The sequence below is a fragment of the Rhodococcus sp. Ni2 genome (assembly GCF_021352185.1).
Lineage (GTDB): Bacteria > Actinomycetota > Actinomycetes > Mycobacteriales > Mycobacteriaceae > Rhodococcus_F > Rhodococcus_F qingshengii.
This window is the reverse complement of the sequence record NZ_WOXZ01000001.1, coordinates 1,951,650-1,974,243: the sequence shown is the minus strand read 5'-3', so window position 1 is coordinate 1,974,243 and position 22,594 is coordinate 1,951,650. Positions and strand designations below refer to the sequence as shown.

Genomic DNA, 22,594 nt, shown 5'->3' with positions numbered 1-22,594 from the left:
TACACAAACCTTCATAGAGGCAGGACAACAGATATGCACCAGACACCCGCTTCGGCATTCATGGATGTGGCCGAGTTGCTCGAACGCTACCGGGACAAATCGCTTTCTCCGGTGGAGGTGCTCGAGTCCACCATCGAACGTATCGAGGCGCTCAACCCAACCTTGAACGCAGTGGGACACACTTTCTTCGATACTGCGCGGGCACAAGCGAAGTCAGCGGAACGCCACTACGCCCGCGGCTCGGATGTCAGCCTTCCGCTCGCCGGTGTTCCCGTTGTGGTGAAAGAGGATGAACCGGTGCAAGGACAACCTTGGACTCAAGGGTCCAAGGTCTATGAGGATGTGATCGCCACTCACACTTCCACTTTCGTGCAGCGAATCGTCGACGCCGGTGCCATCGTCCACGCGCGATCGACGGCACCCGAATTCTCCTCGGCCGCGTTCACACAGTCCGAGTTGTGGGGCGTCACTCGCAATCCGTGGAACACGAAATACTCCTCCGGCGGGTCTTCCGGTGGATCGGCAGTCGCACTTGCCACCGGTATGACGCACTTGGCTACCGGTTCCGATGTTGCAGGTTCGATCCGAACTCCGTCGTCACTCAACGGAATTGTCGGGTTCAAGCCACCGCATGGCCGTGTCCCCGTTGATCCGCCCTTCAATCTCGATCGCTACTGCCACTGCGGTCCGATGGCGCGCACCGTAAGTGATTGCCTCACACTGCAGTCGGTCATCGCGGGACCGAGCTCCACTGACATTGCCTCGCATGTGCCGGCATCGCCGCTGCCCGGCCTCGCAACGCATTCGTTGACAGGAATGCGTATCGCCGTGATCCCCGCGTTGGGTGACTGGCCGGTTGATCCGGACGTTGCCGCCAACACCGCCAAGTTGGTGGACATCCTCACTGCGCTGGGCGCACGCGCGGAGATCATCGAAGTCGACTTGTCACGCGCTGCAATTATGCGTGCGGCCGCCATTCACTACGATCACGTGTTCGGTGCTTCGATCTCCGCCGAAGCGTCCGCGCACCCCGACAAGGTCACGGAGTACGCGAAGGAATTCGCGCGATGGGCACGTCGCACTCGTGGTGATGCGACTTTCCTCGACGGGCTCGCGATCGAAGCCGAACTGTATTCGTCGATCGGATCCCTGTTCGATACCTATGACGCGTTGATCACTCCGGCAGTGGTGACCGATGGCTTTCTTGCCGGCGACGACTACGTGGGGCACGGAATCAATGTGGCTGGAACAGAATTGGAGTTCTACCTCGAGGCTGTGCCGGCCATCACCTTCAACATCCTGAGTAGCTGCCCGGTGCTGACAACCCCCACCGGTTTCGCTCGGAACGGAATCCCCACGGGCACACAGATAGTTACGCGACCGTACGACGACCAGACGGCCTTTGCGATTGGGCTCGCCCTCGAGAAGGTCCTGCCGTATCCCGGCAATCACCCGGACTGTCATGCGGCCCCGCAGGTATTGTTCGGCGTTTGAAGCTAGCTCTGGTGGAGGGTTGACCAGAATGTAGTTAGGTGCCATATTAGTTGCATGGCAGTGGACGGAACCGATCACGACTCACCCACGTTGGATCAGGCGCGGCGGCAGTTGGAGCACTACGGCCTCGGGTCCGATCCGCAGGCTGTGCTGGTTGCGGTGCGGCTGATCTCGGCGGGCGCGCGGCTCGGTCGAGCAACCGAGGTTCACTTCGCGAGGTATGGACTGTCGACCGGCCGTTACCGACTGCTTGCGGATCTGGAAGACCACGACGGGGAGAAATCTCCCTCGCGACTGGCCGCTGATCTCGGCGTCTCGCGAGCCACGGTCACCGGCTTGGTCGATGGGCTCGAGCAGGAGGGTTTGGTCGCTCGACGTCCGTCCGCGGAGGACGGGCGTGGTGCGGTGGTCGTCCTGACTGCTCGTGGCGCTCAGCGGTTACGTGACATGGCGCCCGAACACTTTGCTCGTCTCGAGGAAATGGTCGACGAGCTCACTGTCGACGAGCGTGCGGTTTTTTTGGATCTGCTCTCGCGGGTCGTTCGCGGTATCGGTGCGCTGACTGCGGAGTAGTCGGCTGGGATTCCAGGCATTCGTGTAGCGATTCGAATCGTCGTCAATTCTCGACAAAGGCTTCTCTCTTCATGCCCAAATAGTTAGCCACCTAATTATAATCGGAAAGTTGGTCTCCTTCATGTCCGGACTCACCCCGCCGATCCGTCGCGAAAACAAAAGGGAGATAACCGATTCCAATCGACGCGTCCCGGTTGCCGATCGTCGCGCCGCACGACCTTTCACCCTGTGGAGAGAGGTGCTGGTCGCCTACCTTGCCCCTGCGCTGATGGCGGGTGCTGGCGGAGTCGCATCCGGCCAATCGGGCCTCACGATGGCGGCATTTACGTCCATCGCTGGCACGTCGGCAGTGGTGGCGTTGCTGATCGGCTCCTGGCTGCAGCGTCGCGGGAGGTCACGGCCGTGGACCACGGCCCTGCCTCGCATCATGGTGGCGGCAATTCTTGCCGTCGGAGCCGCTGCAAGTGCAGGCCTCGTCGGGTGGTTCGCCTCCCGTTGGCTACCAGCTCACACGAGCGTGGTCGACACCGCTCGGCTTGCTCGCCTGCAACTCGATCTACCGATATCTGCCGCTGTGGCTGCCGTCATCGTCAGCTGGCGATGGCGCCGTCAGAATCCCTGACCGACAACATATGTCAACGATCCCCGGCTTCCCGGGGAAGACCGAAAGGAACACGATGATCGTCATCATGGGAGCGTCCGGAACCACAGGCGGCGCGTTGCTACACAGTCTCGCATCCTCGGGTGTGCCGAGCCGAGCGCTGTCCCGCGACCCGGACAGGCTGAGCGCCCACCTCGGCGATTTGGCCGACGGTTTGGTCGAAGTAGTGCCGGCCGATGCCGCAGACTCAACTTCGCTACGCACGGCTTTCGAAGGGGCTGAACAACTTTTCCTCGCCATGGCCAACGGCCTCGAACAGGTCGAGCTCGAGACGCGTGTGATCGACATCGCCGCCGAGAGCGGCGTCGAACACATCGTCAAGATCTCCGACCCCGCCGCCGCGGCCGACTCCCCCATCGCTCTCTCCCGCGGCCACCACGCCGTCGGCGAACACCTGCGTGCATCCGGGATCCGCCACACTCTGCTCCGCCCTTATGCGTTCATGCAGAATCTGTTGCTCCTGGCTCCGGCGGTGGCTGCGCAAGGGGTGATTCTGGGCGCGATGCGGGATGCGCCGTGCAACTGGATCGACTGCCGAGACATCGGTGACGTCGCCGCGGCCGTGCTCACACGCGCCGACCTCGCCGGCGGTACCTACGTCCTGACGGGCAGCGAGGCAGTCGGCTACGGCGGCATCGCCGATTCTCTGACCCGCATGCTCGATCGCCCCGTCCAATATATCGACCTGCCACCGCACGAACTTCGGCAAAACCTCGTCGATCATGCCCACATGCCTCCGTGGCTGGCCGAGCACATTCTGGAGATCCAGCAACTTGCCGTCTCGCGCCCGGAGTCACCCACCGACACGGTGGCACGTGTCCTGGGGCGTGAGCCACGAAGCCTGGATGCGTTCCTGCGTGAGCATCTGGACCGTTTCCGCTGATACACGCTGCGAGAGCAGTGCCGCCAGAAGTCACGCGGTTGATCAACGAGTCCACCGAATCCTGATCGGACCTCGTACGGATTCCGGGTCGACGACTTCGCCGCCTTGGGTGATCTGCACTTCGCCGTGGGCCACCATGTGGCGGGCAGCCTCTCGGACGGGTTCCATCAGCGGACGCCAATTGTCGGGTGCTGCTGCGCGGGCCACGTCGGAGGGGCAGATGCTCGACTCGGCCGATCGGGCATTGAGTAGTTCGCGGATCTTCGCCGCCAGTTCTTTCTCTTCCACCATATGACCTCAGTTTCCGGACGTGACCGTAGGCCTTCAACAGAGTATGAACCTTCGGTTCGGCGAGTTGTGGCGAAGGAATGGTGCACATCGATAATCATTGACGGCGTGGAGAATTCGAGTGCAACGCGCCGCGACGTAGTCCGAGAGTCGTATTCGGCCAGATCCCAGGAGTACACGGACCTCTTCGGCTCGATGGATTCGACGCACGTATCTGATCGGGCCCTGGTGACCAGCTGGGCTGCCACTTTGACCGGCCCCGTGCTCGACGCCGGGTGCGGGCCGGGGCAGTGGACAGACTTCCTGGCCCAGGCCGGGCTGGCTGTGAGCGGGATCGATCTCGTGCCCGAGTTCGTCGAACGAGCACGCAACCAATACCCGGATCTTTCCTTCGAGGTCGGGGGCTTCGAGGCGTTGGACGCGAAAACGAATTCACTGGGCGGCGTGCTGTCCTGGTACTCGCTCATTCACCATCACCCGCAAGATATCGAGGCACCGCTCGCTGAATTCGCGCGCGTGATCCGCCCAGGTGGTGGGTTGCTGGTGGGCTTCTTCGAAGGCACAACGGTAGAGCCTTTTGATCATGCCGCGACGACTGGTTATCGATGGCCGGTGACCGAACTTGCCGAGGTGCTGGTCACAGCGGGTTTCGACGTGATCGAGACCCATACCCGGACGGGGAGCGGCTACAGGCCGCACGGCGCAATCACTGCCAGCCGGCGCGGCGTCGAATAGCGGATCGAGACAGCGGATCGAGACAGGGCGAGCAATTCTCTTTCATTCATTTCGTGTGAGTGGTGTGCTGGATGAGTCACTCCCCGGCTTTTTCAGCACCGGATCATCCACAGTTGAAAGAAGGCGCCATGACCACGATCCATCTTCACAAGACGACCACTGCGACGCCCGAACAGGTCCTTGCCGGCCTGACCGACTTCGGCCCGGGCCGTGAGGAAATCTTCGGCCGCAGTGCGGACAGCTACCTGAAAGTGCACCAACAAGGACCCCACGATGCTGATGTCACCGAGGGCTCCAGTGGTATCTGGGAGCGTCTGCACTACGACTGGACCGACCCGCACCGCGTCGTGATGACAACCACCGACTCCAACCTGTGGGGCGGGGCGTCGAGCCATACCTACACGCTGACCCGGCAGCCGACGGGCCTGACCGATGTCGATGCCGTCGTGGTCCGGGACGGCAAGAACCTCAAGGGAAAGCTCCTGGCGTCGGTACTCGGACTCGTCGGCACCCAAGTGCTGGGAAAGTCGTTCACGAAGTCCATCGATGCCATCGAAGCTCGCAACGGTGGCGCGAGCGGCGGCAACACACAGTGACAAGAACCTGACGGACTTGTCAGAGCGCTTCGAGGGCTTCCGTCATCTTCTTCACCGTCTCTGGTGCCACTTTGGCTTCGAATCCCGCCTTCAGGAGAGGCGACGCAATCTTGGCGGCACCGTTGAACTCGACGTTCGCGTGATATTCGATCTCGGTCGAGTTCGGACTCACTGAAGTCAAGGTGATGTCGTCGGTACTGGTGGCAGTCTTGTTCTTTCCTTCGAGAACAACGTGATTCAGCTCGTCGGTCACCAGCGTGTACGTCAGTTCCGTGGTGACGCCGAACAGCTTGGACACGTTGTGCCACTGGGTTCCGACGCCGACAGGGCCGTCGGAGATCTGCGTGCAGCTCTCGGTGCCCGGATCCCACGTCGGCGCATTGGCGAAGTCGCGGAGAAACGCCGCAGCCTTTTCGATCGGTACCTCGGCGGTGAATTTGCGGGTGACGTCAACCATGCGGTGGGCCTTTCGGTTCATTTTTCGGCGGTAGTGCCGCGGTGAGAGTTCGTTCCGACGCCCGGGCTACCCAAACTCGACGAACGGTAACCGCCTTCAGAAGACTGCGCGGTCCAGTGGACGTGGAAGCGGATCGAGTGCGCCGGTCTCGCGCAGGCGCTCGTAAGCCAAAACGACCCCATCGCCGGCCCTGATCTGCAGCAACACGCCGCCGGGTAACGCGGTAACCTCTACGGCCAGGTCATCCGGGATCGCGTCAGCGCGAGCGGCCGAGAGGTAGCCGAAGCGGCCGATCACGGGATCTCCGACGCGATAGTCGGACTCGTCTTCGAGAGCATCGAGGATGTTGTCGTCGGTGACGTCTCCGAAGTCCGGTTCCCACACCGCGGCGAGCATCCGAAGTAGTTCTGTCTCAGGAACTTCGGCGGCGTCCGGCGCGCTGACAGCGAGAATCATCGACTGTAGGACGATTTCCGGTTCGCCGCCCGCCAAGCCGGAGAGTTCGAGCCCCCATTCGGACCCTCCACTGGCTACGAGCCTCAATCCGATTCCCAGACGATCCGACCAGTCTTCGGCGGCCTGCGCGTTCTCGAGGGCCTGTGCCAACTGGTCGACGGTCACGGCAGTAGCAGGTCCAGCGGAATGGATCTGTTGCCACGACCCGTCGACCACCTCGGGCAACAGGAATTCGACTTGCTCCAACGTCCGACGCCACCGGGAGGCCACGGCCTGCACCGATTCCGGCCGTCGTCCCCAGAAAACTCGAATAGCGCGTCGTGTCATCGAGTCCTCCGGTAAGGATCGTCCATGGGTAGCCATCTCCCGTCCTCGTGGATTCCGAGATCAGTGACGCCGCGGGTGAGAGCGTCGACGGCCGCGAGAACGGCAGGGCGCGTTTCGTTCTCACGACACAGGAGTGACCACGTCCAGATTGTCGCCGGGTCGATCATCGGGCGTGCCGTGAGATCGCTCGGCAGCGTGATGGTCTGCCCTTTGGGCGAGTTGACGACCGGACGGCCGACGGCACGGACGTGATCGAAGAATGCCGGGCCGGTGATACCACCGTCGTTGATGCGCATGATCTGTGCGCCGGTATCGCGAGCGAATTCTTCGGCGTAGACGTTCCACGAATACCAGGAGGTGGTGTCGTCGTCGACGAGTACGACGACGTCGCGTGCCCGCACCGGTGTGGTGTCCTCTCCGGTGGAGACCGCGTACAGCCGATCCGCACCGAGCAGTCTTGCGCTCAGAGCATGTTGGGCGACATCGGTTTTCCGCACCCAGGCGATCGCCAGGTCGAGGCTGCCGTCCGCTACCCGCGCGGCCTGCGCGTGCGAAGGCACCACCCAGGCGTCGACGTGCAGTTGCGCGACCCCTGAAGTGCGCGCGATCAGATCCGTGGGGAGCCAATTGACGTAGCCGATCCGGACGGGCTCCGCTCCGGACAGACGCTCCGCGCGGCGTCGCAGATTCTCGGCACTCTCGAGTAGCGCACGGACATCAGGGAGCAAGGCCGCGCCGGCTGGCGTCAGAGCGACGGAACGGCGGTCGCGGACGAACAGCTTGACGCCGAGGTCGCGCTCGAGTGCCATGATCTGCTGCGACAATGACGGCCCGGCTATCAGTAGCCGCGCCGCGGCTCGGCCGAAGTGCAATTCCTCGGCGACGACCTCGAAATATCTCAGCTGACGCAGCTCCACGATCCTTCATGCTACGTGCGGTGGGAGGTTGTGCCTATCAGTCAGGAGCAAAGCGGTCGTGGCGGTTCGGCGCGGCCGGGGCACACGATAAGACCATGACCACAATCCACAACGGCGTCTCCCCGCGAGCGCACGCTGTCCAAGCTGCCGCTGCGCTGGCGGCGAGCATGGGAATCGGTCGATTCGTCTACACACCGATTCTGCCGTTGATGCACACGCAGTCCGGTCTGTCCGCCTCGCTCGGCGCCACCCTGGCGACAGCGAACTACGTTGGGTACCTGATCGGCGCGCTCGCGGGAATCCTCATTCCCGGCGTGGTGCGCTCGGCAGCGGTGATGCGTACGTCGTTGGTGGTCCTCATCGCGACTTTGGCGCTCATGCCCACTACCCACGACGGATCCATCTGGTTCGCCCTGCGGCTCGTCGCAGGCATTGCCAGTGCCCTCGTCTTCATGATCGCCGTCAGCGCTTTGCACGCGCACCTTCGGGGGCAATCCCAATTTCTGGCCGGATGGGGATTCGGCGGAGTTGGGTTGGGTATCGCCCTGTCCGGGGTCCTCGTGTTGGTCGTCCGCTTCATCGGTACCTGGAGTACAGCCTGGCTGGCATCTGCGGCCCTTGCAGTGGTGTGTGCGGTCGCAGCCTGGGGATTGACGCCGGAACCGCGTCCGGCCATCACACCGGACGCGCCGGGAACTCCCACTCCCCAACGCGGGTTCACTGCCTTGTTCATCAGCTATTTCCTGGAAGGCATCGGCTACATCATCGCGGGCACGTTCCTTGTTGCCGCAATCGATCTCGCCGCTCCAGAATGGGTGGGCAGCGGCGCTTGGATAGTGGTCGGTCTGGCCGCATTTCCCTCGTGCGCCCTGTGGGCTTGGCTCAGCCTGCGTTGGTCGAGGCCGACTCTGCTTCTCGTTGCCCTGTTGATTCAGGCGGTGGGCATAGCGCTTCCTGCTGTGATCGGAGGCGTCGGCCCCGCACTGATTTCAGCTTTTCTGTTCGGTGTCACCTTCCTCGGTATCGGGTCAATTGTGTTGGCAATCGGCGCGCACCTGCAGTTCCCACGCGCCGTGGCGTTGCTGACCGCTGGATACAGCGTCGGTCAGATTCTCGGCCCACTCGTTGTCACTCCGTTGCTGCGAGACGGGTATCGCGACGCTCTGCTGTTGGGTGCGGCCGTCGTTCTGGGCGCAGCAGTTGCCGCCGCGGTTTTGCGGTTCCGATTCCCTTCCGATCTCGATGCGGACCCTCGGACGGCCACCTCGACTGAGGAGGTAGTTTTTGATGTCAGATGACGAAACCGCCGGAGCACTACCCGACGTAGGACTGGAGATGTTCGAATGAGCGCACTCACAACCGATCTCGACCTGAAGGTCCCTGTCATCGCAGCCCCCATGGCCGGCGGCGCTTCCACACCGGCACTTGTTGCTGCTGCCTCTCGCGCAGGCGGTCTCGGATTCCTCGCCGCCGGGTACAAGACGCCTCAGGCTCTGTCCGACCAGATCGACGCCGTGCGCGCCGAGGGAGTGTCGTTCGGTGTCAACGTCTTTGCACCCAACCCGGTGCCTGTCGACGTCGATGCCTACCGTGCCTATACCAGGGCGATTCAGGTCGAGGCGGATCGCTATGGCATCACACTGGCTGACGGTGAGCCGGTCGAAGACGACGACTACTTCGAGGACAAGATCGATCTGCTCCTGGCCAGCCCGGTTCCGGTGGTCAGCTTCACCTTCGGCTTTCCCGCACCCGGCGTCATCAAGGCGCTGCGCGCTGCCGGTTCACTTGTCGTCCTCACTGTGACTTCGGAGGCAGAGGCGCTCCTTGCCGTCGACGCCGGTGCCGATCTGCTTGTGGTGCAATCGTCGGCTGCCGGCGGCCACTCCGGAACGCTCACTCCCCTGCAGGTTCCGGCAGAAACACCGATCACCGAACTGATCGCACAAATCCGTCATCGCACCTCTGTTCCGCTATTGGCGGCCGGTGGACTGGCGACCTCCGCCGACGTCGCTGCTGCCTTACGTGCCGGAGCGGACGCGGCAGTGGTCGGTACCGTACTGCTGCGCACCGAGGAGAGTGGTGCCTCGGCTCCGCACAAGGCAGCTCTGGCCGACACGTCCCGCGGGAACACGGTCGTCACAAGAGCTTTCACGGGACGTCCTGCACGGGCGCTTCGGAACGAGTTCATCGATCGCTACGACGCACAAGCGCCCATCGGGTACCCGGCCATCCATCACCTGACCAACCCGATGCGCAAAGCCGCTGTTGCGCAGGCAGATCCCGAGCGAATGCACCTGTGGGCCGGTACTGGCTATCGCCACGCGACGGAGGAACCAGCCGGGGTAGTGCTTTCGCGATTGGCTAACCTGTGACGGCGCGGACACCGGAAGCCGCATTGCCCGAGGTAGTGACATACGACGGGTTGCCCGGGTCCGCCGGTGGTGCACACTCGCTTCGAGTCAAGCGTCCCGATGTTGCATTTCAGCGGCTGCAGACATTCCTGGAATCCTGCACCGAACCAGTGTCGTTGCCGTCGTGGACGTTCGAGATCTACCAGAGGGGGCCATCCGAGCCGACCGCGCAGTTGTCATCGTTCGCTACCGAGCTCTTCGGTGGGCCCCGCTACAAAGCGCAAACCCATACCGAATGGAACGTCCCACCTGGTTCTGTCAACGAAGCGCTCGATGCCCTCGTTGGTTGCGATGCGGTCACAACCCACGGACGTTCTGTGGCGGCGCTGACCTGCAGCGCGCCCGTACGCCTGATCGACCCCAACACCCGCGCGCCGTACCCCGACATCACCCCCGACGCGTTCGGCCGTTTTGCCGTGGATGGATACGGCCGGATTCTCGGCGAGTCAGGCATACGCGCAACCCTCGGCAACGCGACATCCTCACTGTCCCTGTGGCTCAACCTGCCTGCAGACGAACGGTTGTCGTCCGGTGCTCGTCACCTACAAGACCATCTCCCGTTCCGGTTGTCCGCGAAACACTGGCGTCTCTGGCGGCCGAACCGGAGCGCAGACTCTTATCGTTCCAACAAGATTCCGTCGCCGGTTCACGACCACGTTTGAATCACGCAGCAAGCATTTTCATCTCGGGCAGAGTTCGCCGATCTCGGAGACAATGCGATCAGCGCTGCGAACCACCCATACCGCGCGTCCGCCACGCAATGTCGGCATCAAGAGTCGGTCCTTCTCGATGGGCCAGTGCACAAAGGGAAATCCGCCGGCCAGCTCGTCCTGGACTTCGCCGGCGATCAGGGCCGTCAACTCCTGTACAGGCTGTTCGATGTGCGGCCCGACGACCCTGACGCCGATCAGGGGACTGGTTCCTGCACTCTTGCCCTTTGGCCGTGGTCCAGCGTCGAGCGCGAGGTGGCAGTGACCGTCATCGAGCAACGAGACCGTCCACAGACAGTTCTCCATGTACGTATCGGGGCCGTGCCAGCGGCATTGCAGATCCTTGCCGACAGCCTGGCACGCCTCGACGACGTTGGCGGGAGCGTCGTCTGGTGCATCCGGCCCCATGATCGGAAAGCCCCAGACCCCTACGTACTCGATGTCGGGCAGATACATGCCTTCACTGTGGCACGTTGTCAGAATGCGTCTTCCTCGAGTTCCATGATCTCGTTGTCCAGGGAACCCAGGATTTCTTTGGTCGACGCCAGGATAGGCAGGATGTTCTTGGCGAAGTACGACGCGATCACCACCTTGCCCCGATAGAACGACCGGTCCTTTGCCGACGCGTCACGGTCCAAGGCTGCCAACGCGACTTCCGCTTGCACCAACAGGCGCCATCCGATGAGCAGGTCGCCTACCGCGTACAGAAAGCGCACCGAGCCGAGGCCTATCTTGTACAACTCGGAGGGTTGGTCCTGGGAAGCCATCAGATACCCGGTGAGCGTCCCGGCCATCTCCTGCACGTCGGTCAAGGCGGTCTCGAGTAGGACTCGCTCGGCCTTGAGTCGACCGTTCCCGGCCTCACTGTCGATGAACTCTCGTATGCGACCGGCTACGTGAGCGAGTGCAACGCCGCGGTCGCGTGCGATCTTTCGAAAGAAGAAGTCCTGCGCCTGGATTGCCGTGGTGCCCTCGTACAGGGTGTCGATCTTGGCATCGCGGATGTACTGCTCGATGGGGTAGTCCTGAAGATAACCGGAGCCGCCCAGGGTCTGCAGGCTCTCGGTGAGCAGTTCGTAGGCCTTCTCGGAGCCGACGCCTTTGACGATCGGCAGCAGCAGATCGTTGACCCGCGCCGCCAATTCGGCATCCGCACCCGAAACCAACTCGGCGACATCGGCATTCTGGTGTGCAGCGGTGTAGAGGTAGACCGCTCGGAGGCCTTCGGCGTAGGCCTTCTGCATCGCCAGGCTGCGTCGGACGTCGGGGTGATGCGTAATGGCCACACGGGGCGCGGTCTTGTTGGTCAGCTCGGTGAGGTCTGCGCCTTGAATTCGTTCTTTCGCGTACTCGAGGGCGTTGAGATAGCCGGTGGACAGTGTTCCGGTCGCCTTGGTGCCCACCATCATTCGAGCGTTCTCGATGACCTGGAACATCTGGGCGATACCGTTGTGAACATCACCCACGAGCCAGCCGACGGCAGGAACGTCCGTCGCTCCGAAGGTGAGCTCGCAAGTTGGGGAAGACTTGAGGCCCATCTTGTGCTCGACGCCGGTGACGTACACGCCGTTGCGCTCTCCCAGTTCAAGTGTCTCCGAGTCGAAATGGGACTTCGGAACGTAGAACAGGCTCAAACCTTTGGTTCCTGGACCGGCTCCCTCGGGTCGGGCAAGCACCAAGTGGAAGAGGTTCTCGGCCGTGTCTCCGACATCGCCGCCCGAGATGAATCGCTTGACGCCCTCGATGTGCCACGTGCCGTCGTCCTGCGCGATTGCCTTTGTTCGGCCTGCGCCTACATCGGATCCCGCGTCTGGTTCGGTGAGCACCATCGTCCCGGCCCATCCGCGCTCGAATCCTTCTTTGGCCCAATGTTTTTGCTGTTCGTTCCCGATGGTGTAGAGCACGCTCGCCATCAGTGGACCCATGTTGAAAAAGCTTGCGGATCCGTTTGCCGCGACCAACATTTCGCCGATCGCCCAGACCAACGGTGCAGGAGCAGGAACACCACCCATGCCTTCTGGTAGGCCGAGTCGCGACCAACCGGCCTCGTTCACCGCCTCGACCGTCTTGCGTAGAGGTTCCGGGACCACAACTGCGTGATTGGGTGCGTCGAATTCGACAGGGTTCCGATCCACGTCGGCGAAGGACGCGGCGACCGGGCCTTCTGCCAGTCTCGCTACTTCCGCAAGAATGTTGCGCACAGTGTCGGTGTCGAGGTCCCCGTAAGCGCCGGCATCCAACAGTTCGCCGATCCCGAGCACCTCGAACAGATTGAACTCGATATCACGCACGTTGCTTTTGTAGTGACCCATTGTTCTCCGACCTTGGTTCGTCAGCAATACGATTCGTCAGCAGATACGGCTCGTCAGCAGTACACAAGAAAGCCTGCCCCACAAGGAATTCAGTACGCAACCGTAGGTAGAGACGAGTGCCGTTGCTACAAAGTAGCGCCGAGTCGCTCTCAATGAAACATTCACTCGTACAATTGGTTTCCGCTGGTGGGGGCGCATATCAGTCGCGTAGCGTCCTCTACGATCAAAGCAGCTGCGCACCAATTGAAGTGCCCGTCCTCACCTTCGGCATCATACGCATTCGGTGTGATCAGTGAACATGCTGATCGGTCGACCAAGAGCGCCTCTCGTTGGTAGCCGAGACGTTCCTCGGCCGGCGTGTAGAGCCCAGTTCTGTCTCGTGAGCCTTTGGTATCGGTCAGAGGGTGAGTAGCACTTTGGTGGCGCGCCGCTCGTCCATCGCCCGGTAGCCGGCGGCGGCGTCCTCCAACGGGAGAGTGAGGTCGAAGACGATGCCTGGGTCGATCTGGTCGGTCATGATGAGCTCGATCAGTTCGGGTAGGAATCGCCTGACCGGCGCGGGACCGCCGAGCAGGCTCACCGTCGCGAAGAACAGGTTCATGCCGTCGAGTTCGACGCCGTGGGATACCCCGACGTAGCCGACATGTCCGCCGGGGCGGGTAGCTCCGATAGCCTGCATCATCGATTCTTGGGTACCTACGGCTTCGACGGTCGAGTGGGTGCCGTAGCCGCCGGTGAGTTCCTTGATCTTCGCGATGCCCGCGTCGCCCCGCTCTTCGACGATGTCGGTGGCGCCGAATTGTGTGGCGAGTGCCTGCCGGTCGGCGTGACGTGACATGGCGATGATCCGCTCGGCGCCGAGTTGTCTGGCAGCGAGGATCGCCAAAAGTCCGACTGCGCCGTCGCCGACGACGGCGACCGTTTTGCCAGGTCCGGCTTCCGCAGCTACTGCGGCGAACCAACCGGTGCCGAGCACGTCGGAGGCTGCAAGGAGGCTGCGGGCCTGCCGCTCGGTCGGCTCTCCGTGGACAGGGACGAGGGTGCCGTCCGCGAGCGGGATGCGAGCGTATTCGGATTGGGTGCCGACCGAGCCCATCATGACCTGGTGGATACAGCGAGACTGAAAGCCGGCCTCGCAGATTTCGCAGGTGTTGTCCGACGCGACGAACGAGCCCACGACGAAGTCCCCAACTTCGATGTCGTTGACGTCGGGGCCGACCTGTTCGACGACGCCCACGTATTCGTGTCCCATCGGCGTCGGGCCATTCAGCTCTTCGATGCCGCGGTACGGCCAGAGGTCGGAACCGCAGACGCAGGTGGCTGTAACGCGAATGATCGCGTCGGTCGGTTCGACGATCACCGGCGCTTCGATCTCTTCGACCCGGACGTCGCCGGGGGCATGCATGACGACAGCGCGCATGACGTGTCTCCTCACCATCGGTTTTCTCGTGTCACTTCAACCTGATCACGATTTGGCGGCGTGCGGGAGTCCCGCGCGATAGTGGTACTGCGAGGGACTCCCTCGCTACCGGTCACTGACTTACGCTCGATGGCATGGACGATCGAGCGCAAGTACGCGAATTCCTGACCTCGCGGCGCGCCCGAGTCACGCCCGAACAAGTTGGACTTCCGGCCGGATCGAACCGCCGCGTGGACGGTCTACGTCGAAGTGAAGTGGCAACCCTCGCCGGCGTGAGCGTCGAGTACTACACGAGGCTCGAGCGCGGAGCGATCAGCGGCGCATCGCCGGGTGTACTCGACAGTATCGCGAAGGCCTTACGACTCGACGACGCCGAGCGCGCCCACCTATTTGATCTCGCGCACGCGGCAAGCCCGGTGGCCAGGCCCCCGCGTCGGCGAAATGCGAAGGGCTGGAAGCCCCATCAGAGCCTGCAGTGGGCGCTCGATGCAGTCACCGCAGGACCCGCTTTCGTGCGGAACGGTCGCATGGATCTTCTTGCGGTCAACCCACTCGCGCGTGCGTTTTACAAGGACCTGTACGACATGCCGGGGCAGCCCCCGAACATCGCGCGCTTTACGTTCCTCGACGAAAGGGCTTTCGAGTTTTATCCGGACTGGAACGCGTTTGCCGAGGTGACTGTCTCGATTCTGCGAACCGAGGCTGGGCGAGATCCTCACAACAAGGAATTGCACGATCTGATCGGTGAACTCAGCACTCGGAGTGAGGAATTCCGGCGTCGGTGGGGCGCGCACGACGTCCGCCATCACGGCACCGGATTCAAGACATTTCACCACTCCGCCGTGGGGGAGCTGACGCTTGCCTTCGAAGGTTTGGAGATGGCCGCCGAGCCGGGGTTGACGCTCACGATCTACACCGCAGAGCCGGGATCGCCGTCCGCGGAACGGATGCAGTTACTCGCCTCGTTGGCAGCCAGTGAGAATGCGGACTCTTCGCCTCACGTGTCGGAGCGGTCGCTGACGGACGGCTGACGAACTGCGCGACGGTTGATCGGGTCGTCAGTTGACGACTTCGACGGTGGTGCGCTTCGTGCGTTCCTTGCGCAACAGGATCATCAGCGGCGGAAAGTAGAGAGCGGCAACGCCGGTGCCTACCAACACCGGCCCAGTGGCACCGAGACTCGAGGCGAACGCAAACCCGGCGATCCAGGAGCCGACCGCGGTGCCCAGATTGAACGACGAGGTGCTGAGAGCAGAAGCCATCGTCGGCGCCTGATCGGCATAACGCACAGCCATCCCGATCAGGATGGGATTGGTCGACATGCCGAATAGTCCCAGCATGACTACGAGAAACACCGTCACGATCACGTTGTGCGAGAAGAGGCAGAGCGCCCCGAGCACGAGAAACGTCATCGCTGCCGAGACGAACAAGACCCCGTACTGATGCTTCGCACCGAGTCGACCGCCGAGATTGGAGCCGACGAACGCACCGAGTCCGTAGCCGACAAGCACTAGCGGCACTGCCGACGCAGCAAGTCCCGTGTTCTCGGTCAACAGCGGAGAGATGAAGCTGTACGCCGCCAGCGACGACCCGCACACGACGGCGCAACCGGACAGAACGAGCCAGATGCGTCCGTCCCGTAGGCTCGCGATCTCCGCTCGCCAGGACGGCACCGCACCGGATTCGGTGTCGGCGGGTACCAATCGGTGGACGACGGCCGCGGCGACGAGTGCGAGGGCGGCGAGGGCCCAGAAAGGACCACGCCACCCGATGCTCTGACCGGCCAGAGCGCCGAGCGGAACACCGATGACGTTCGCGAGCATGCCTCCGCCCAAGACGATGCCGAGCGCGCGCGAGGAAGACGCCGGGCCTGCCGCTTTTGCTCCGACCACTGCAGCGACTGCCCAGAAGGCGCCCGTCGCCACGGCTGTGAGGAAGCGGGCGCCGAGAATGAGTCCGAAGTTGGACGAGAGCGCGACGATGACGTGTCCGATCGCGAAAACAATCAGGGCCGAGCTCAAGGTCACGCGTCGGGGAACCCTGAGTGTCAAGATCGCCATCGCCGGCGTGCCGACGATCATCCCGATCGCGAAGACGGTGATCATCAAGCCGACGTTCGCGATCGACGTCCCGAGGTCACCCGCAATCTCGGGAAGAATGCCGGCGACGACGAATTCGGTTGTGCCCATCAAGAAAACTCCGACGGCCAGCACGTAGATCACGAGCGGCAGGCGGCCGGTTTCTTCGACGGTCGGGGCGGAAATCATGAGGTGGTCAGTTCTCTTTCTGTTGACGACGCGCATGTCGTGGCGCACCCGTCCAGGGCATCACGCCCGTCGCCTGCGAGGGAGTCCCGGTCGTTGGGGGTACTCGAAGGGACTCCCGATGTGACCGATTGCGCGCTACCGTCGGCGCAAAGACTGCCTGAACCCGGGAGGCGCGCCCATGACACGACGACAGATCCGAGGGCTTGGCGCCGCAGTGCTCCTTTCGGCCTTCCTGACTGCCTGCGGTAGCGAGGATCCTGAAGGGCCCGGTCCGCAGGCAAGCACGACAACACGATCGGCGCCCGCCGCGGCCTTCGGCGAACCCGAGACCGTCGCCGACGGCTTGGACGCGCCCTGGTCGATCGCATTCCACGGCGATACACCACTTGTCAGTGAGCGCGACAGCGCGCGAATCCTCGAACTCGACGCCGGCGGAAACAGCCGCGAGGTGGGAGTCGTCGACGGCGTCAGCCCAAGAGGTGAGGGCGGTTTACTAGGGATCGCAGTACGTGAAAACCGCCTGTACGCGTACTTCACCGCGAACGGGGAGAACCGGATCGAACGCTTCGACATCATCGGTGCTCCGGGGGAATTCGCGCTCGGGCCGGCCGAGACGATTCTCGACGGGCTCGCTTCGGCCAACTACCACAACGGTGGTCGCATCGCGTTCGGCCCGGACGGGATGCTGTACGTGACCGTCGGTGATGCCGGTAGTCGAGACAGAGCTCAGGACCTCGACTCGATGTCCGGGAAAATCCTTCGAATGACTCCGGATGGCGATGTGCCGCTAGATAATCCATTTCCGAACTCGTTTGTCTACAGCTACGGCCACCGCAACTCCCAGGGCATTGCCTGGACCGAGGACGGCACGATGTACGCCAGCGAGTTCGGGCAGGACACCTGGGACGAACTCAACCGGATCGAAGCAGGCGGAAACTACGGGTGGCCCGAGGTCGAAGGGATTGTGGGTGAAGACGGATTCATCGACCCGCTCCAACAATGGTCACCTGACGACGCCAGCCCCAGCGGAATCGCCATCCACGACGGCACGATCTACATCGCCAATCTTCGTGGTGAGCGACTCCGCACGGTGCCCTTGACCGATCCCGCGACCGCCGACGAGCAATTCGTCGACGAATACGGGCGCCTCCGTGATGTTGTAGTCGCACCGGACGGGTCGCTGTGGATACTGACGAACAACACCGACGGTCGTGGCGACCCCAACCCCGGTGATGACCGCATCCTTCGCGTGCCGTTGCGCTGATGTCGATTTCCGGCGAACGCAGTACTTCCAGCCCGAGGGTCCTGGCCGAAGCCTGTGATTCACTAATATCTTTACGACAGGTGCGCCGGGTACGGATCGGAGAGACAGCATGGGGACTTGGGGTTCAGGACCTTTCGACAACGACGTAGCGGGCGACCTGCTCAGCGCAGTACAGGCGGGTGACTACGACATCGACGATTACGCTAGCCACCCCGATGGCGGTTATCTCGATGCCGATGATGCTCAAACAGCAATCGCCGTCGCCGAGATTCTTGCGGTTGCGCACGGCGTTGCGCCGAAGCCTGTGCAGCTGGATGGAATTGACGCCGCCGGGTACGTCAGCACCTTGAGCCCGGAGCAGAAGAGTTGGGTCCTCTCCGCACTCGAGCGTGCAGTTTCCGACAGCGACACTTCGGAGTTGTACGAGTTGTGGGAAGAGAACGGTCCGGAAGACCTCGCAGCTTGGCGGGCACCGATCCTGAGCAGATTGGCCAGCCTCAAAACGGTGGGGTAAGCGTCACTCGTCTGCAGTCCCTTGCTTACTCGGAGTTCGACGAGGACAGACTCCCCTTGACGTACCGGGTGGTGTCGTCAGCGAGGATCTCGGCGAGCCCGCTTTCGATACCGTCCAGTGCTTGCGCGGCGACGTCGGCAGGATCGATCTTCTGTTCGGCGGGTACGCCAGCGGCCATGTCGGTATCCATGTATGCGACATGCAGTGCCGATACGGAGATTTTGCGCGGCGCAAGTTCTTCTCGAACGGCGTCGGTCATCGCCCAGGCCGCTGCCTTCGACGACGCGTAAGACCCGAGCGCGGCTGGATGGAACCAGGACAGCACCGACAGAACGTTGAGTATTGTTCCGCCGTCGTTGTTTTCGATGACGGGAGCAAACGCCCGGGTCACGGCGAGCGGGCCGTAGAAGTTGACGTCCATCTCTCGTCGAATGTCATCGATGTCGCCCCCGATCAAGGGCGCCGAGGTAGAGATACCTGCGTTGTTGACCAGCAAGGTCACATCCGATGCGATTTGCGCGGCGGCGGTTATCGATTCGGCGTCCGTCACGTCCAACCTCAGGGGGATGACGCCGGGTAGATCGACAGTTTCCGGATTGCGCGCAGCCGCGTACACCTTTGCGCCGCGCTCGACGAGTCCCGCAGCCAGATGGCGTCCGAGCCCGCGATTGGCTCCTGTGACGACCGCAACCGTCTTGTTCAGGTCCATGATTCTCCCAGTGTTGTGATTGCTCGTGACGTTTAGATTATGAATCAAATCTAAGTGTCGGCTAGGATAGATGTCAAGTGAAATCCAAACTGGAAGGCGTTGTGATGGGCCGCGTATCGCAGCAACAAGCGGAAGAGAACCGTCGGCGCGTCGTGGAAACCGCAGCCCGACTGTTCCGAGAGAAGGGCACTCACCTCAGCGTCGCCGACCTGATGAAGGCGTCGGGGCTGACCCACGGTGGCTTCTACAAGCAGTTCGCGTCCAAGGACGCTCTCATCGACGAAGCGACCACCCACGCCTTCAAGGAACTGGCTCAGCTGCACTCTGCGGGACTCGAAGAGCATGCAGGGCAACGTGACTCCGCCCGAAAAGCTTTGATCGATACCTATCTCTCGGTGGCGCATCGCGACAACCCGGCAGACGGATGCCCCGCTGCTGCGCTCGCCGCCGACATGGCGCGCGAGCCTGCAGACAGCGAGGCCCGTCGGGTTTACACGGAGGGAGTGGGGGATTTTGCCGCAGCTCTTGCCGACGACGAAGCTGTCGGTCTCCTCCGGCTCTCCACCATGCTCGGTGCACTGGTTCTTTCGCGAGCTACCAAGGGTTCCCCGCTCTCCGAGGAAATTCTCGATTCCGCGCGCGTCGAACTGATCAGAGGGCTTCGAGAGCCGCTGTCATCTTCTTGACGGTCTCGGGTGCCCCTGGCCGCGAATCCCGTTTTCACGAGGTCCAGTGCTCGCGGTTCCGAGAGTCGGACTCTCGATATGTCGATTGAACGCTCTAGTTGATTCCGACGACTTCCTGGGCGATCGCTGCGAGTCTTGCCTGGGCAGCGGATACGACGCCGTGGCGGTTCTTGTGCGCTTCCTCGTACGCAACGATGTCCCGCACCTGTGCGGCGTCGGTCAGTTCCTTCACAGCGGAGACGGCTTGGGTGACGTTGAGTTCGTCGAAGTCTTCGATGGGAAGTTCAGTGGGGTCGAGTAGCCCACTCGACTTCCGTACCGAACGGAAGACGTCGGCGGCACCGTCAGCACCTTCTCGGCGAGTGACCTTCTCAGCCGTGGCGATGGCCGCATCCCTACTGGCCGAGAGTGTTTTCACAGTCACGTCACCGGCATATGCGCCCCAGCTGATCAGCTCACCCAGTACCGGCGGTGAGGTGCGAACAGCGTCGATGGCACGGTCGAGACTGCGGGTGGACCAGGAGACCGGAACGTTGACCAGCCGTATCGCCGCGCCGGTGGCAGCTTGCATCGGTGTGCGGCGCAAAGCTGCCGGTCCACCGAGTGCCTCTTCGGCCAAGACAGTCGTGAGCCAGTCCACGGTCGCGGAGTGTGCAGCGATGAGGCGGTCGGCCAACGCCGCGACGGTCTGATCGCCGCCGGCAGTGGCCAGGGCCTTGAGGTAGCGGGAGCGGTCGAGGAGTTGATGTTCGAGCGCAAGGTCTCCCAATACCGCTTCGTCGAAGAGCTGAGCCTGTTCGACCATCGCTTTCACTCCGGCTGTCGCGCGTCCGATGAACGGACCGACCAATTCCGGCACGCCCCCCAGATCGCGAACAGTGGACTCTATGGAACTCGCCCTTTCACGGCCGTTCTCTGCGTTTTCCGTCAATTCGCGTCGAACAGCCTCGGTTCTGGCCTGTGCGACGCGCGTTTCGGCGACCTGGATCTCGGTGTGCGTCAGACCGAGGAGGATGCGTAACTGGGTGATCAAGGCGGACGTGGTTTCGGAGTTGCTCATATCGGGGTCGTCCCTTCGTCGGTGCGTGCTTTACGTGATGTTCAGCTTCTGCTCGACGAGTGCTCCGCGGGTCGCGGAGCCACCGCCGCTACGCGGGCTACCCCGACCTACCGCGTAGTAACCACAACGAACAAGTGGGGTCGACGCATCGAGATCGTCGGCACCAGGATGAGTGAGACCCCGGCCACCCCGAGGTTTCGATTTCTATTCGGCGGGAAGGAGGCATGTGCAGTGCATCCATCCAGAAGCCCGCGAGAAACTGCGTCACCCGAGGAGTATCGATATGCCGGACCAGTACGCAATGCAGGACCCGACCACGCGGTTCCCCGCTCCTGTGCGTGAGCGGCAGGCGGAGATCGCACACCCCGGTCTCACCGCAGACATGATTTCTCCTCCCGACCACGGTGAAAACACCTATCGAGGAAGTGGTCGACTCGAAGGAAGGCGTGCGATTGTCACCGGAGCGGATTCGGGCATCGGACGTGCGGTCGCGATTGCATTTGCCAGAGAAGGCGCGGACGTTGTCCTGAGTTATCTCGACGAGGAAGAACAGGACGCTCGGGAAACCGCTCGCTGGGTCGAGGAGGCAGGTCGCAAAGCCGTCTCGGTGCCGGGAGATCTCCGAAGCGAGGAACATTGTTCTGCTTTGGTCGAAACCGCGGTGCGTGAACTCGGCGGACTCGACATCTTGGTGAACAACGCCGCGTTTCAGATGGTGCAGATGGGCGGCATCGCCGATATCACCACCGAACAATTCGACCGTGTGATGAAAACCAACCTCTACGCACTATTTTGGCTCTCCAAAGCAGCGATCGCGCAGATGGAGCCCGGATCGACGATCGTGAATACCTCGTCCATCCAAGGTGCGTCCCCGTCGCCCGAGCTGCTCGATTACGCCACGACAAAGGCGGGCATCATCGACTTCACCAAGGGGCTGGCCGCCGATGTCGCACGGAAGGGAATCAGGGTCAATGCCGTTGCACCTGGACCGATTTGGACGCCACTGATTCCGGCGACGATGCCCAAGGAGAAGTTCGAGACGTTCGGGGACGACGTTCCGCTCGGGCGGGCAGGTCAGCCGGCCGAGCTTGCTCCCGCCTATGTATTTCTCGCCTCTGGCGAATCCAGTTACACCACTGGGGAAGTCATCGGCGTGACGGGTGGAAAACCGCTCACCTGAATGTGCGACTAGACAAGGCGTACGACGACGGCGTAACGGTCAACCGTTGTCGAGGCCCGCGGCGACCATCGCTGCGGCGGTCTCTCGTTCGGAGAATGAGCCCTTCTCCAGACCCCGGATGACGCCGGAGCGATCAGCGGGGGAACGGTTTTGATTCAACTTCGCTTTTCCGTAGACACGGGCCACGTGCAGTTCGATCCCCACAATCCCTCGCAGCTGCGCATCGACGAACTGCGGCGGCGCGTCGGTGACCTTCCATTCGTTCTCACGGCCGGATTCATGTCGAGCTGTCAGTGCGGTGACGTGCGCACGCAGCCACTGCTCGTCGTCGTGCGCAACCAGTTGGCCGTAGACGTAGAGAACTTCGTAGTTCCACGTCGGGACGACCTTCCCGTGGACGCTCTTGCTCGGGTAGAACTCGGGGCTCACGTAGGCGTCGGCGCCGGGGAGGATCACTAGAGACTCCGATGTCCCGGTGTATCGCCAATGCGGATTCGTCCGGGCGAGATGCCCCTCCAACACGTTTCCTTCGGCGTTGTACAGCAGTGGCATCGACGTGACTTCGAGGGTCTCGGGGCCCGGTGTGACCAGGTGTCCGAATCCACCGGCGTGGAGAGAGTCGGCGACCGCGTCGTCGGAGAGGCGGAATTGTCCGGGCAGAATCATGTGTCTCC

Annotated in this window: 25 protein-coding genes; 14 read left to right on the top strand and 11 right to left on the bottom strand. The window is 62.5% G+C overall.

All coding sequences use genetic code 11. The features are described 5' to 3' along the window. Positions 1-33 precede the first annotated feature (33 nt). From GN300_RS09715 to GN300_RS09700, 4 genes are all read left to right on the top strand, one after another. Positions 34-1,494 (top strand): amidase, encoded by a 1,461-nt coding sequence (locus GN300_RS09715; RefSeq protein ID WP_063315436.1) that lies wholly within the window; start codon positions 34-36, stop codon positions 1,492-1,494. 54 nt (positions 1,495-1,548) lie between these two features. Then, positions 1,549-2,067, top strand: coding sequence for a MarR family winged helix-turn-helix transcriptional regulator (locus tag GN300_RS09710; protein ID WP_003943230.1), 519 nt, complete (start codon positions 1,549-1,551; stop codon positions 2,065-2,067). 121 nt (positions 2,068-2,188) lie between these two features. Next, positions 2,189-2,689 (top strand): hypothetical protein, encoded by a 501-nt coding sequence (locus tag GN300_RS09705; RefSeq protein WP_063315437.1) that lies wholly within the window; start codon positions 2,189-2,191, stop codon positions 2,687-2,689. 55 nt (positions 2,690-2,744) lie between these two features. Next, on the top strand, positions 2,745-3,611 hold the full coding sequence (locus tag GN300_RS09700; protein ID WP_063315991.1) for an NmrA family NAD(P)-binding protein: 867 nt from the start codon (positions 2,745-2,747) through the stop codon (positions 3,609-3,611). Positions 3,612-3,653: 42 nt separating this feature from the next. Here the strand turns inward: GN300_RS09700 and GN300_RS09695 are convergent, their stop codons facing one another. Continuing rightward, positions 3,654-3,902, bottom strand: a complete 249-nt coding sequence (locus tag GN300_RS09695) for a DUF3253 domain-containing protein (RefSeq protein ID WP_063315438.1) — start codon at positions 3,900-3,902, stop codon at positions 3,654-3,656. 105 nt (positions 3,903-4,007) lie between these two features. Here GN300_RS09695 and GN300_RS09690 point away from each other — a divergent pair, with 105 nt between their 5' ends. Both GN300_RS09690 and GN300_RS09685 read left to right on the top strand, forming a co-directional pair. Further along, on the top strand, positions 4,008-4,634 hold the full coding sequence (locus GN300_RS09690) for a class I SAM-dependent methyltransferase (RefSeq protein ID WP_197487710.1): 627 nt from the start codon (positions 4,008-4,010) through the stop codon (positions 4,632-4,634). 128 nt (positions 4,635-4,762) lie between these two features. Further along, positions 4,763-5,230 carry a hypothetical protein gene (locus tag GN300_RS09685; RefSeq protein WP_020971317.1) on the top strand — a complete coding sequence of 156 codons (468 nt, stop codon included), beginning with the start codon at positions 4,763-4,765 and terminating at the stop codon, positions 5,228-5,230. A gap of 19 nt (positions 5,231-5,249) precedes the next feature. Here the strand turns inward: GN300_RS09685 and GN300_RS09680 are convergent, their stop codons facing one another. From GN300_RS09680 to GN300_RS09670, 3 genes are all read right to left on the bottom strand, one after another. Beyond that, the gene (locus GN300_RS09680; protein WP_046379623.1) at positions 5,250-5,687 is read right to left on the bottom strand and encodes an SRPBCC family protein; all 438 of its coding nucleotides are present in this window, start codon (positions 5,685-5,687) and stop codon (positions 5,250-5,252) included. 96 nt (positions 5,688-5,783) lie between these two features. Next, positions 5,784-6,470: a hypothetical protein gene (locus tag GN300_RS09675; protein WP_063315439.1), complete on the bottom strand. Its 687-nt coding sequence runs from the start codon at positions 6,468-6,470 to the stop codon at positions 5,784-5,786. Next, positions 6,467-7,387, bottom strand: coding sequence for a LysR family transcriptional regulator (locus tag GN300_RS09670; protein ID WP_063315440.1), 921 nt, complete (start codon positions 7,385-7,387; stop codon positions 6,467-6,469). Before GN300_RS09670 ends, GN300_RS09675 begins: the two co-directional genes overlap by 4 nt. Before the next feature lie 95 nt (positions 7,388-7,482). On the opposite strand from GN300_RS09670, the gene GN300_RS09665 reads away from it, so the two are divergent. From GN300_RS09665 to GN300_RS09655, 3 genes are read left to right on the top strand one after another with little or no spacing between them, the layout of a single operon-like run. Next, on the top strand, positions 7,483-8,685 hold the full coding sequence (locus GN300_RS09665; protein ID WP_042448243.1) for a YbfB/YjiJ family MFS transporter: 1,203 nt from the start codon (positions 7,483-7,485) through the stop codon (positions 8,683-8,685). A gap of 45 nt (positions 8,686-8,730) precedes the next feature. Then, entirely contained in the window at positions 8,731-9,759 is a 1,029-nt protein-coding gene (locus tag GN300_RS09660) for a nitronate monooxygenase family protein (protein WP_063315441.1), read from the top strand. Next, complete coding sequence (locus GN300_RS09655; protein WP_063315442.1) at positions 9,756-10,460, top strand: hypothetical protein; 705 nt, start codon at positions 9,756-9,758, stop codon at positions 10,458-10,460. The genes GN300_RS09660 and GN300_RS09655 overlap by 4 nt, the downstream gene beginning before the upstream one ends. An 18-nt stretch (positions 10,461-10,478) precedes the next feature. On the opposite strand, the gene GN300_RS09650 is transcribed toward GN300_RS09655, so the two are convergent. The 3 genes from GN300_RS09650 to GN300_RS09640 all read right to left on the bottom strand — a co-directional run bounded on the left by GN300_RS09650 (position 10,479) and on the right by GN300_RS09640 (position 14,240). Further along, the gene (locus GN300_RS09650; protein ID WP_063315443.1) at positions 10,479-10,964 is read right to left on the bottom strand and encodes a hypothetical protein; all 486 of its coding nucleotides are present in this window, start codon (positions 10,962-10,964) and stop codon (positions 10,479-10,481) included. Between the two features lie 20 nt (positions 10,965-10,984). Then, positions 10,985-12,820, bottom strand: coding sequence for an acyl-CoA dehydrogenase (locus tag GN300_RS09645; protein ID WP_063315444.1), 1,836 nt, complete (start codon positions 12,818-12,820; stop codon positions 10,985-10,987). Positions 12,821-13,217: 397 nt separating this feature from the next. Continuing rightward, positions 13,218-14,240: a zinc-dependent alcohol dehydrogenase family protein gene (locus tag GN300_RS09640; RefSeq protein WP_063315445.1), complete on the bottom strand. Its 1,023-nt coding sequence runs from the start codon at positions 14,238-14,240 to the stop codon at positions 13,218-13,220. A 134-nt stretch (positions 14,241-14,374) separates the two neighbouring features. On the opposite strand from GN300_RS09640, the gene GN300_RS09635 reads away from it, so the two are divergent. Further along, positions 14,375-15,271: a helix-turn-helix transcriptional regulator gene (locus GN300_RS09635; protein ID WP_063315446.1), complete on the top strand. Its 897-nt coding sequence runs from the start codon at positions 14,375-14,377 to the stop codon at positions 15,269-15,271. Positions 15,272-15,298: 27 nt separating this feature from the next. Here GN300_RS09635 and GN300_RS09630 read toward each other — a convergent pair whose 3' ends face one another. Further along, positions 15,299-16,507, bottom strand: coding sequence for an MFS transporter (locus GN300_RS09630; protein WP_063315992.1), 1,209 nt, complete (start codon positions 16,505-16,507; stop codon positions 15,299-15,301). 178 nt (positions 16,508-16,685) lie between these two features. Here GN300_RS09630 and GN300_RS09625 point away from each other — a divergent pair, with 178 nt between their 5' ends. Next, complete coding sequence (locus GN300_RS09625) at positions 16,686-17,771, top strand: sorbosone dehydrogenase family protein (protein ID WP_063315447.1); 1,086 nt, start codon at positions 16,686-16,688, stop codon at positions 17,769-17,771. Between the two features lie 109 nt (positions 17,772-17,880). Beyond that, positions 17,881-18,285, top strand: coding sequence for a DUF4259 domain-containing protein (locus GN300_RS09620; RefSeq protein ID WP_003942974.1), 405 nt, complete (start codon positions 17,881-17,883; stop codon positions 18,283-18,285). A gap of 25 nt (positions 18,286-18,310) precedes the next feature. Here GN300_RS09620 and GN300_RS09615 read toward each other — a convergent pair whose 3' ends face one another. Further along, the gene (locus GN300_RS09615; protein WP_007735616.1) at positions 18,311-18,994 is read right to left on the bottom strand and encodes an SDR family oxidoreductase; all 684 of its coding nucleotides are present in this window, start codon (positions 18,992-18,994) and stop codon (positions 18,311-18,313) included. Positions 18,995-19,071: 77 nt separating this feature from the next. Between GN300_RS09615 and GN300_RS09610 the strand changes: the two genes are divergently transcribed. Further along, positions 19,072-19,680, top strand: coding sequence for a TetR/AcrR family transcriptional regulator (locus GN300_RS09610; RefSeq protein ID WP_007735618.1), 609 nt, complete (start codon positions 19,072-19,074; stop codon positions 19,678-19,680). 94 nt (positions 19,681-19,774) lie between these two features. Here GN300_RS09610 and GN300_RS09605 read toward each other — a convergent pair whose 3' ends face one another. After that, positions 19,775-20,740 (bottom strand): hypothetical protein, encoded by a 966-nt coding sequence (locus tag GN300_RS09605; protein ID WP_063315448.1) that lies wholly within the window; start codon positions 20,738-20,740, stop codon positions 19,775-19,777. A gap of 283 nt (positions 20,741-21,023) precedes the next feature. Here GN300_RS09605 and GN300_RS09600 point away from each other — a divergent pair, with 283 nt between their 5' ends. After that, the gene (locus tag GN300_RS09600) at positions 21,024-21,920 is read left to right on the top strand and encodes an SDR family oxidoreductase (protein ID WP_007735622.1); all 897 of its coding nucleotides are present in this window, start codon (positions 21,024-21,026) and stop codon (positions 21,918-21,920) included. Between the two features lie 39 nt (positions 21,921-21,959). Here the strand turns inward: GN300_RS09600 and GN300_RS09595 are convergent, their stop codons facing one another. Further along, on the bottom strand, positions 21,960-22,586 hold the full coding sequence (locus GN300_RS09595; RefSeq protein ID WP_030537447.1) for an FMN-binding negative transcriptional regulator: 627 nt from the start codon (positions 22,584-22,586) through the stop codon (positions 21,960-21,962). Positions 22,587-22,594 lie beyond the last annotated feature (8 nt).